This is a genomic window from Achromobacter sp. Marseille-Q0513 (assembly GCF_018195695.1).
Classification (GTDB): Bacteria; Pseudomonadota; Gammaproteobacteria; order Burkholderiales; family Burkholderiaceae_B; genus Achromobacter.
The window spans coordinates 1-10,649 of sequence record NZ_JAGTJY010000202.1 but is presented as its reverse complement, the minus strand read 5'-3'; the positions used below and the strand labels follow the sequence as shown (position 1 = coordinate 10,649).

The following is a 10,649-nucleotide window of genomic DNA, read 5'->3' as shown; positions in this document are numbered from 1 at the left end:
CTCCGGCCGCGAGCGGATGCGGGCCGCGATGGCGGTCCAGACATGTTCGGGCGGCGCCTGCGGCGGCAAGGCCAGGGCCAGCGGCAGCAACCGTTCTTCCCAGTCACGCACCCGCTGGCGCAGCGCGGCGTCCTCGCGCAGCAGGCCGGCGAAGCGGCGCCGCGCGCCCGCGCGCAGCACGCCGGCCACGTAATCCGCGGCCAGGCGGTCCTGCAGGTCGGGGTCGCTGTAGTTCATTCCATGCACCTCTTGAGCCGCTGCAGGCCGCGGCGTATCCAGCTCTTCACCGTGCCCAGCGGCGCGTCCAGGCGCGCCGCGATATCGGGATGCGCCAGGTCGTCGAAGAACGCCATGGCGATGGCGACGCGCTGCGGGCCGTCCAGCTCGCCCACGCAGCCCGCCAGGCGGCTGCCTTCCCGGCTGGCCGCCAGGCGCGCCAGCGGGCCGGGCGATTCGTCGGCGAAGGCCAGCGTCAGCGCGTCGTCCGGATCCGGCACTTCCAGGCCAGGGCGACGCAGGCGGTCGATGCAGCGGTTGCGCACGATGCGGGTCATCCAGGTCATGGGCTGGCTCTGCTCAGGCCGGTATTGTCCGGCCTGCCGCCAGATCGAGAGAAAACACTCCTGCAGCACGTCCTCGGCCGCGGCCGGGTCTCTCAACATACGTCTGGCGAGCGCATACAGATGCGGGGACGCGAGGCGGTACAGCTCCTCCAGCGCGGATTCGCGCTGGGCGGCGCACTGCGCGAGCAAGGCCTGCAGATGCTGGACGTCGGTCATCGGATCCCTGGGACAGGTCGAGGCGGGCTCCAGCATACCGGTGCGGCGCGCGCGCGTCACGCTCGCGGCGGCGAACTACAATGGCCGATACGTCCGGCCTGCGCGCAGCCGCAAGGCCCATTTGAATCCCACCCCCGGAGGAGCAGGCAGTCATGGACGCGGAATTCTGGCTGGAGCGCTGGCGCGAAGGGCGTACTCATTTTCACCAGACGCGGGTGACCCCGCTGCTGCAGAAATATTGGCCCGGGCTGGATGTGCCGGCCGGCGGCAAGGTGCTGGTGCCGCTTTGCGGCAAGTCGCTGGACATGGTGTGGCTGGCGGCCCAGGGCCACGAGGTGCTGGGCGTGGAGCTGGCGCCGCTCGCGGTGGAGCAGTTCTTCGCCGAGAACGAGCTCAGGCCCGTGATCCACGAGTCGTCCTACGGCCGCCACTACGTGGCGGGCAATATCGAGATCATCTGCGGCGACATCTACAACCTGGATGCCCAGATCCTGTCACATTGCGTCGGCGCCTACGACCGCGCCGCGCTGGTGGCGCTGCCGGAATCCATGCGGGCCTCGTATGTGCGGCATGTCTACGGCCAGCTGTCGCCGTCCTGGCGCGGCCTGCTGATCACGCTGGACTACCCGCAGGAAGAAATGCCCGGCCCGCCGTTCGCCATCGCCGACAGCGAGGCCCAGGCCCTGTTCCAGGGCGTGGCGCCGGCCGCCATCATCGACCGTCGCGACATCCTGGACAAGGAACCCAAGTTCCAGGCCGCGGGCGTGAGCCGGCTCGACACCGTGGTGTACCGGCTGGGCCAGCAGCGCGCCTGACGCTTTCCTTTTCCCCCGTTGCCCGCCGCCGCGCGGGCAACGGGTTTTCCCGAGCTTCCGTCTTGTTCCCGGCCGCACTAGCATGATTTTGTGACCTGATGGTCACATCATCTCGGGGGCGATATGACGATAGGAGTGGCGGCGGCGGGCGGCCAGGCCGGCGCGGCGGTGTTCGACGCGGTGCTGGGCGCCGAGCTGCTGGGGCGTGGCGCCATCGGCGGTTTTGCCGTGTTCGCCGTGCTGGACGAGCACGGCCGGCTGCACTACCGGACCACCCAGCGTGGCGGCGTGACGGCGTTGGACCTGCCGGCGTCCTGGCGCGACGCGCGCGCGGCGGCCGCCATTTCCAGCGGCCCCGACCGCCCCGAACCCCTGACGCAATTCGTGGCCGGCGCCGACGGCCTGGGCCTGGTCACCGGCCATCGCCTGCCGAACCAGCCGGGCGCCGACGGTCGTCCGCTGAACCGGATGGCGCTGGATCTGATGGCCGAGGGCGCGACGCCGCAGCAGGCGGTCGACGCCGTGCTGGCCGCGCATCCCGAATGGGACGCGGGCCTGATCGCGCTGCACGCGCAAGACGGGCTGGGCCTGGGCAACAGCGCGCGCGCGGCGCGGCGCGACGACCTGGGCGCCTTTCAGCGCCAGGGACAGCAGGGCCGCGTGGCGTTGCTGCACAACTCCATCTACGCACGCGGCGCGCTGGCCGATGATCTGGGCGGGCTGGCCTGGGCCAGGCTGGCCGGGCAGGCCGGCGTCCTGCAATGGCTGAGGCTGGAGCAGGCGTTGCCGTTGCGCGCCGCCACCGGCGACCGCGTGACCGTGGACGAGGCGGGGCGCATCATCGGCCTGGAGACGGCCGACCCGCGCCTGGCCGGATTGAGCCGGCGCGCCACGGCGGTCTACCTGGGCGCGGAAATCTGGCGCGATGGTCGCTTGATCGGCCATGCGCGCACCGAACTGTATGTCGAGATCCGCGACGGCCAGGCCTGGCCGGGCGGCGGCGCGGCGCAGGACTTCATGCTGATGCGGGGGCTGGATGGCAATGGTTGAACCGCTCGCCTCGCGGCCTCGCGTTGCCACAGCAGCCGTTGCCGCCCTCATCGCTCCGGCCCTCGCCGTCGCCATCTCGACGGAGGCGGCCCGATGAACATCATCGTCATCGGCGCCGGCATCATCGGCCTGACCACGGCGCGCGCGCTGCTGGCCGACGGCCACGAAGTCACCGTGCTGGACGAGGCCGCGCAGGCCGGCGTCGGCACCAGCAAGGCCAATGGCGCGCAGCTGAGCTACAGCTTCGTCGCGCCGCTGGCCGATCCTTCGGTGCTGGGCAAGCTGCCGGGCTGGCTGACGCGGCGCGACGCGCCGCTGCGCCTGCGCCTGCGGGCCGATCCGGCGCAATGGCGCTGGGCCCTGAGTTTCCTGGCGGCCTGCCGCCGCGGCACCGCCGCGCGCACGACCGCCGAGCTGTTGCAGCTGGGCCTGCATAGCCGGCAACTGACGCGCGCGCTGGTGCAAGACGGCGCGCCGTCCTGCGACTTCAGCGCCAGCGGCAAGCTGCTGGTCTATCAGGACGCGGCCGCCTTTGCCGGCGCGCGCGCGCAGATGAGCTACCAGGCCAGCCTGGGCTGCGAACAGCATGCGCTGGGTCGCGACGAATGCCTGGCGCTGGAGCCGGCCCTGGCCGATATCGGCCAGCGCGTGGTCGGCGGCGTCTACACGCCCAGCGAGGACGCGGCCGATTGCCAGGCGCTGTGCGCGTCCCTGGCGCGCGGGCTGGGCGCGCGGCTGCGGCTGGGCACGAGCGTGCGGCGGCTGCGCCTGCGCGGCGGCGCGATCCAGGCGCTGGAAACCAGCGCGGGCGAGATGCGGGCCGACGCCTATGTCGTGGCCAATGGCGTGGGCGCGCAGGCGCTGTGCCGCCAGGCCGGCCTGCAGCCGCTGATCTACCCGCTCAAGGGCTACAGCCTGACCTATGCGCTGGGACCGGACAGCCGCGCGCCGCGCACCAGCCTGAGCGACGTGCACAACAAGGTGGTCTACGCGCGCCTGGGCGACCGGCTGCGCGTGGCCGGCATGGTCGACATTGGCGATCGTGACGCGGGCATCGATGGCGGCCGGATCCATCAACTCAAGGAGCAGGTGCGGCGCTATCTGCCGCGCCTGGCGCCGGCCGGCGAACCCGAGGCATGGGCCGGCCTGCGGCCGGCGCGGCCCGATGGCAAGCCGCTGATCGGCCGCACGCCCGTGCGCGGGCTGTGGATCAACGCCGGCCACGGCGCGCTGGGCTTCACGCTGGCCGCGGGCAGCGCCGGCGTGCTGGCCGACCGCATCGCCGGACGGCCGTCGCCCATATCCGATACGCTTTTCCAGTGGTAGCCGCGAGCAGCACAACCAACGACACAAGGGGAACGACATGAAACAAACACGACGCTTGCGGCAAGGGGCCGGCGCACTGCTGCTGGCCCTGGCGGCCGCGCTCGCGCCGGCCGCGCAGGGGCAGGCGCAGACGGTCACGGCCGTGATGCAGTCCGGGCTGCGGGTGCTGGATCCGGTGATGACCACCGCGTTCATGACGCGCGACCACGGCTACATGATCTACGACACGCTGCTGGGCACCGACGAGCATTTCAAGGTGCAGCCGCAGATGGCCAGCTGGACCGAGTCGGAGGACAGGAAGACCTACGTCTTCACGCTGCGCGACGGCCTGAAGTGGCATGACGGCGCGCCGGTCACGTCTGAGGATTGCATCGCCTCGATCAAGCGCTGGGCCGACGCCGACGCCACCGGACAGGTGCTGATGACGCTGATCGACCGCATCGAGGCGGTCGACGCGAAGCAGTTCCGCGTGGTGCTCAAGCAGCCCACCTCGTTGCTGCTGGAAGGCTTGGCCAAGCTCAGCTCGCGTCCGCTCTTCATGATGCCCAAGCGCATCGCCGACACGCCCAGCGCCCAGCCCATCACCGAATTCATCGGCTCGGGCCCGTTCAAGTTCGTGGCCTCGGAATTCAAGCCCGGCCTGAAGGTGGTGTATGAGAAGAACAAGGACTACGTGCCGCGCGCCGAGCCGCCCAGCTGGACGGCGGGCGGCAAGGTGGTCAAGGTGGAGCGGGTCGAATGGGTGGCCATGCCCGACCAGATGACGGCGGTCAGCGCGCTGCAGAACGGCGAGGTCGATTTCATGCAGCAGGTGCCGTTCGACCTGCTGCCCATGGTCGAGGGCCAGGACAACCTGCAGGTCCGCGTGCTGGACAAGCTGGGCGCCTGGACCTACTTCCGCATGAATCATCTGTACCCGCCGTTCGACAACAAGCTGCTGCGGCAGGCGGCCATCGCCGCCGTCAGCCAGGAGGATGTGCTCAAGGCGCTGGTGGGCAATCCCAAGTACTACCGGACCTGCGCCGCCGTGATGGGCTGCGGCAATCCCATGGGCGACAACTACGGCGAGGACTGGGTGGTGCCGGCGCGCATCGAACGCGCCCAGGCGCTGCTCAAGGAAGCCGGCTATGACGGCACGCCCGTGGTCATCCTGCAGCCGTCCGACATCGCCATGGTCTCGCCGCAGCCGGTGGTGGTGGGCGCGGCGCTGCGCAAGGCCGGCTTCAAGGTGGTGATGAAGGCCATGGACTGGCAGAGCGTGGTGTCGCAGCAGGGCAACCAGAAATCGCCGGCCGACGGCGGCTGGAACATCTTCTCCACCTACAGCATCCTGGCCACCAGCGGCGATCCGTTCGGCAACACCACGCTGGCCGCCAACGGTCGCAAGGCCTGGGCGGGCTGGCCGGACGTGCCCGAGATCGAGGCCCTGCGCCTGAAGTACGCCAAGGCCGCCGACACCGCCGAGCGCAAGCAGATCGCCGCGCAGATCCAGAAGCTGGCCATCGACGAGGGCGTGGTGGCGCCGCTGGGGCAGTTCCAGATTCCGGCGGCCTACAGCAAGAAACTGTCGGGCGTGCTGGACGCGCCCGTGACGCTATTCTGGAATATCGGGAAATGACCCCCCCGAAGCGCTGCGCGCTTCCCCCCAGGGGGCGCCGCAGCAGACCGGCGGAGCCGGATCTGCGCGGCCCCGGTCAGGGCGACCTTGCCTCGAATGGCGACTATCAAGGAATTGCCCCGAATGATGACTATCAAGGAATCGCATGTCCGCCATCCATGACCTGCTGATCCGTGGCGCCGAGATCGTCGACGGCACGGGCGCGCCGCGTTTCGAGGGCGACGTGGCCGTCGATGGCGACCGCATCGTCCGCGTCGGCGACCTGGCCGGCGCGCGCGGGCGCGCCGAGATCGATGCGCGCGGCCTGGTGCTGGCGCCGGGCTTCATCGACGCCCATACCCATGACGACCGCGCCATGCTGTCCGACGGCGCCATGGCGCCCAAGGTCAGCCAGGGCGTCACCACCGTGATCGGCGGCAACTGCGGCATCTCGCTGGCGCCGCGCCCGCCGCGCGTGGTGCCGCCGCTGGACCTGCTGGACGGCGACGGCGGCTGGTTCCGCTACGAACGCTACGGCGATTATCTGCAGGCCCTGCGCGAGCAGCCGGCGGCCACCAACTGCGCCATGCTGCTGGGCCACATCACGCTGCGCGTGGCCGCCGTGCCGGACCTGGAGCGCGAGGCCGCGCCGGCCGAGATCGCCGTCATGCGCGCGCGCGTCGAAGAGGCGCTGGAGGCCGGCGCCATCGGCGTGTCCACCGGGCTGGCCTACGCGCCGTCGCGCGCCGCCAGCACGCAAGAGGTGATCGAGGTCTGCCGGCCGCTGCGCGCGCACGGCGGCATCTTCACCACGCACCTGCGCGACGAGGGCGACACGGTGATGGACTGCCTGGAGGAAACCTTCCACATCGGCCGCGAGCTGGGCGTGCCGGTGGTGATCTCGCACCACAAGGTGGTGGGCCAGCCCAATCACGGACGCTCGGTCCAGACGCTGGCGCGCATCGCCGAGCAGATGAAAACGCAACCGGTCTGCCTGGACTGCTATCCGTACAACGCCTCGTCCACCATCCTGGAGCAGGCGCTGGTCGATGGCGCCGCCCGCGTCATCGTCACCTGGTCCAAGGCCCATCCGCAGTTCTCGGGCCGCGACCTGGACGAGGTCGCGCGCGAGCTGGGCTGCCCGGTCGAGGAGGCCGTGCGCCGCCTGCAACCGGCCGGCGCCATCTACTTCCGCATGCACGAAGACGACGTGGCGCGCATCCTGCAGTTCGATGAAACCATGGTCGGTTCCGACGGGCTGCCTCATGACGAGACGCCGCACCCGCGCCTGTGGGGCAGCTTCCCGCGCGTGCTGGGCCACTACGCGCGCGGCCTGGGCCTGTTCCCGCTGGAAAAGGCCATCCACAAGATGACCGGCCTGACCGCCGCGCGCTTCGGCCTGGCGGACCGGGGCGTGCTGCGCGAGGGCGCGCATGCCGATCTGGTGCTGCTGGACGCGGGGCAGGTGGCCGATCGCGCCACCTTCGCGCAGCCGATCGCGCCGTCGGCGGGCATCGTGTCGGTCTGGACCAATGGCCGGCCGGTATGGCAGGACGGCAAGACCACCGGCGAGCGGCCGGGGCAGGTGCTGCGCCGCCAGGCCTGATGCGGGGCAGGGACGCGCGGTCGGTGTTCCGACCGGCGTCCGCGCGCTTCAGGCCATCGACTTTCAGGTTGCCAACTTCTTCAGATCTCGACCTTTCAGGTCATCAACCAGCCGCCCGCCACGTCCAGCACCTGGCCCGTCACGAAGCGGGCCTGGTCGGAGGCGAAGAACAGGCAGGCGTCGGCCACTTCCTCGGGCGTGCCCAACCGCCGCAGCGCCGTCACGCCGGCCACGGCGTCGTTGATCTCCTGCGGCACGCTCTTGAGCAGCGGCGTGCTGATGCGTCCCGGCGCCAGGCCATTGACGGTCACGTCGTACTCGCCCAGCTCGGCGGCCCAGTGCCGCGTCAGGCCGATCAGCGCGGCTTTGGTGGCGGCGTAGTGCGCCGCCACGATATCGCAATAGGCCTTGCCCGCCACCGAGGACATGTTGATGACGCGGCCCTGGCGCCGCGCCACCATGTGCGGCGTCGCCAGGCGCGTCATGTAGAACGCGCTGTTCAGGTTCACCGACACCACGCGGTCCCACTCGGCGGGCGCCATTTCCCAGACCTTGAGCGCGCGCCCCTCGGTCTTGGGCGAGATGCCGACGTTGTTGATGAGGATCGTGGCCGGGCCGAGTTCGTCGCTGATGCGGGCGTAGGCGGCTTCGCATTCCTCGTAGCGCGATACGTCGGCCTGGGCGAAGCAGACCGCGCGGCCCTGGCCGCGCAGCTGGCCGGCCCAGGCGTCGCCGGCCTGGCCGTTGAAGTCGATCAGGCCGACCCGCGCGCCCTCGGCCAGCAGGCCCTCGACGATGGCCGAGCCGATGCCGCCGACGGCGCCGGTGACGATGGCGGTCTGGCCGGCGAAGCGCGCTGCGCCGGACGTGGCGGATGCCGGGGCCGCATGCGTGCCCGCGCTCATGGCCGCACCTGCAGCATGATCTTGCCGATGTGACGGCTGCTTTCCATCAACGCGTGCGCGCCGGCGGCCTCGGCCAGCGGAAAGACCTGGTGGATGCGCGGCAGGCAGCGCCCTTGCTCCATCAGCGGCAGCACGCGCTCGGCCAGCGCGCGGGCGATCTCGCCCTTGTCCTCGTCCGAGCGCGGCCGCAGCGTGGAGCCGGTGACGGTCAGGCGTTTGGTCATGATGGGCAGGGCGTCGATCTCGGCCTTGCTGCCTTCCAGGAAAGCGATCTGCACCAGCCGGCCGTTCAGCGCCAGCAGGCGGATGTTCTTGTTGAGGTAGGCGCCGCCCACCATGTCCAGGATCACATCCACGCCCTGGCCGCCGGTGGCCTGGCGGATGGCGTCCTCGTAGTCGGCGTCGCGGTAGATCAGCGCGTGCTGCGCGCCGGCCTCGATGCAGGCCGCCGCCTTCTCGGCGTTGCCCACGGTGGTCCAGACCTCGGCGCCGAAGGCGCGCGCCAGCTGGATGGCGGTCAGGCCGATGCCGCTGGAGCCGCCGTGCACCAGGAAGCGCTCGCCCGCCGCCAGCCGCGCGCGCTCGAACACATTGGTCCAGACCGTGTAGTAGTTCTCGGGAATGGCGGCGGCGGTCAGCAGGTCCATGCCGCGCGGCACCGGCAGGCAATGGCGTTCGTCGGCCAGGCAGTATTGCGCGTAGCCGCCGCCGGGCGTCAGCGCGCAGACCTGGTCGCCGACCTGCCAGCGGCTGGCCTGCGGTCCGGTGGCGATGACCGTGCCGGACACTTCCAGTCCCAGGTAGGGCGAGGCGCCAGGCGGCGGAGGATAGGAGCCGGACCGCTGCAGCACGTCGGGCCGGTTGACGCCGGCGTAGGCCACTTCGATCAGCACCTGCCGCCCGGCGGGGGGTTCCATTTCTCTTTCGGCCAGGCGCAGGATGTCGGGCGGGCCGCCCTTGCCGTGGTCGATGTAAGCGCAGCGCAATGACATGGCGCGTGTTTCCTTTGCGTGAGGTTCAGTGGCCCAGGTAGGCCTTCTTGACATGGGGATCGCCGAGCAGCTCGGCGCCGGTGCCGGCGCGCACGATGGCGCCGTTCTCCAGCACGTAGCCGCGGTCGGCCAGGCGCAGCGTGCGGAACACGTTCTGCTCCACCAGCAGCACGGTCACGCCGTGCGCGGTGACGTCGCGGATGATGTCGAACATCTGCTGCACCAGCAGCGGCGACAGGCCCAGCGAGGGTTCGTCGAACACCAGCAGCTTGGGGTCGGCCATCATGCCGCGCGCGATCGCCACCATCTGCTGCTCGCCGCCGGACAGCGAGCCGGCGTACTGGGCCAGCCGCTCGCGCACGCGCGGGAAGATCTGCAGCACCTCTTCGAGCTTGCGCTGCACGATGGGGCGCGCGGCGCGCTTGTACGAGCCCATCAGCAGGTTGTCCTTCACGGTGAAGTGCGGGAACAGCTGGCGGCCTTCCGGAATCATGGTGATGCCGGCGTCGACGATGTCGAAGGGCGGACGGTTGGTCAGGTCCCGGCCCTCGAACTCGACCTTGCCGCCGGTGGCCGCGACCACGCCGCACAGCGTCTTGAGCGTGGTGGTCTTGCCGGCGCCGTTGGCGCCGATCAGCGTGACGATCTCGCCGGCGCGCACCTCGAAATCCAGGCCGTTGAGCACCTGGCTCTTGCCATAGCCCGAGCACAGCTTCGAAACCTTAAGCATCCTGATACTCCTTGCCCAGATAGGCCTCGATGACGGCGGGGTTCTCGACCACGTCCTTGGGCGCGCCGCTGACCAGCACCGCGCCTTCGTTCAGCACCACGATGCGGTCGGACAGTGCCATGGTGGCCTGCATCATGTGCTCGATCAGCAGCACCGACACGCCCGAGTCGCGGATGCGGCGGATCATCTGGATGGACTTCTCGATGTCGGTGGGGTTCAGGCCCGCCATCACCTCGTCCAGCAGCAGGATGCGCGGCTGGATCGCCAGCGCGCGCGCCACTTCCAGGCGCTTCATGCCGCCCACGGTCAGGTTGCGCGCCTCGGTGTCCAGGTGCCGGGTCAGGTCGGTCTGCTCGGCCACCCGCAGCGCGATCTGCTCGGCCTCGTCGCGGCTGGACGTGCGGATGAACGCGCCCAGCATGATGTTCTCCAGCACCGTCAGGCCGGTGAAGGGCTTGGCGATCTGGAAGGTGCGGCCCAGGCCCTGGTGGGCGAACGCATCCGGCGTCTTGCAGCTGACCCACTCGCCGCGCGCATTCAGCATGGACACCGAACCCTGGTCCGGCGACAGGAAGCCGGACAGCAGGTTGAACACCGTGGTCTTGCCCGCGCCGTTGGGGCCGATCATGCCCAGGATCTCGTTCTGGTTCAGCGTCAGCGACACGTCGTTGGTGGCGCGCAGGCCGCCGAAGCTCTTGAACAGCCTGTCGGCCTTGAGCACCGGCTGGCCGGCGGCCGCCGGTCCCGCCGGCCCCGCCTGCTGCGGCGGCGGAGCCGGGCGGCCCGGCGCGCCCCCGGCGGGCCCGCGCCCCCGCCCGCCCCCCGTCCACCCGCCCGACCCGCCCGCCC

10 protein-coding genes and 1 pseudogene are annotated in these 10,649 nt (G+C 70.7%); 5 read left to right on the top strand and 6 right to left on the bottom strand.

The window, feature by feature from the left end; genetic code table 11:
• Positions 1-237 (bottom strand): annotated as a pseudogene (locus KDH83_RS26650) (hypothetical protein); the annotation flags it as partial.
• A complete protein-coding gene (locus tag KDH83_RS26645; RefSeq protein WP_212321220.1) occupies positions 234-779 on the bottom strand; it encodes a sigma-70 family RNA polymerase sigma factor in 546 nt (181 codons plus the stop codon). The pseudogene KDH83_RS26650 and the gene KDH83_RS26645, both read right to left, overlap by 4 nt.
• Before the next feature lie 152 nt (positions 780-931).
• Between KDH83_RS26645 and KDH83_RS26640 the strand changes: the two genes are divergently transcribed.
• The 5 genes from KDH83_RS26640 (at position 932) to KDH83_RS26620 (ending at position 7,173) form a co-directional block, all read left to right on the top strand.
• Complete coding sequence (locus KDH83_RS26640) at positions 932-1,594, top strand: thiopurine S-methyltransferase (RefSeq protein ID WP_212321219.1); 663 nt, start codon at positions 932-934, stop codon at positions 1,592-1,594.
• Between the two features lie 123 nt (positions 1,595-1,717).
• Positions 1,718-2,644: a hypothetical protein gene (locus tag KDH83_RS26635; RefSeq protein ID WP_212321216.1), complete on the top strand. Its 927-nt coding sequence runs from the start codon at positions 1,718-1,720 to the stop codon at positions 2,642-2,644.
• A gap of 93 nt (positions 2,645-2,737) precedes the next feature.
• Positions 2,738-3,970 (top strand): D-amino acid dehydrogenase, encoded by a 1,233-nt coding sequence (locus KDH83_RS26630; protein WP_212321214.1) that lies wholly within the window; start codon positions 2,738-2,740, stop codon positions 3,968-3,970.
• A gap of 37 nt (positions 3,971-4,007) precedes the next feature.
• Positions 4,008-5,588, top strand: a complete 1,581-nt coding sequence (locus tag KDH83_RS26625) for an ABC transporter substrate-binding protein (RefSeq protein WP_212321212.1) — start codon at positions 4,008-4,010, stop codon at positions 5,586-5,588.
• A gap of 145 nt (positions 5,589-5,733) precedes the next feature.
• A complete protein-coding gene (locus tag KDH83_RS26620; protein WP_212321211.1) occupies positions 5,734-7,173 on the top strand; it encodes a D-aminoacylase in 1,440 nt (479 codons plus the stop codon).
• Positions 7,174-7,268: 95 nt separating this feature from the next.
• On the opposite strand, the gene KDH83_RS26615 is transcribed toward KDH83_RS26620, so the two are convergent.
• The 4 genes from KDH83_RS26615 to KDH83_RS26600 all read right to left on the bottom strand — a co-directional run.
• On the bottom strand, positions 7,269-8,078 hold the full coding sequence (locus KDH83_RS26615; RefSeq protein ID WP_212321210.1) for an SDR family NAD(P)-dependent oxidoreductase: 810 nt from the start codon (positions 8,076-8,078) through the stop codon (positions 7,269-7,271).
• Positions 8,075-9,070, bottom strand: coding sequence for an NAD(P)H-quinone oxidoreductase (locus KDH83_RS26610; RefSeq protein ID WP_212321209.1), 996 nt, complete (start codon positions 9,068-9,070; stop codon positions 8,075-8,077). Before KDH83_RS26610 ends, KDH83_RS26615 begins: the two co-directional genes overlap by 4 nt.
• Positions 9,071-9,095: 25 nt before the next feature.
• Positions 9,096-9,800 (bottom strand): ABC transporter ATP-binding protein, encoded by a 705-nt coding sequence (locus tag KDH83_RS26605; RefSeq protein ID WP_212321208.1) that lies wholly within the window; start codon positions 9,798-9,800, stop codon positions 9,096-9,098.
• Positions 9,793-10,649, bottom strand: an 857-nt coding sequence (locus KDH83_RS26600; RefSeq protein ID WP_249205377.1) for an ABC transporter ATP-binding protein, incomplete at its 5' end; no start/stop codon positions are given. The genes KDH83_RS26600 and KDH83_RS26605, both read right to left, overlap by 8 nt.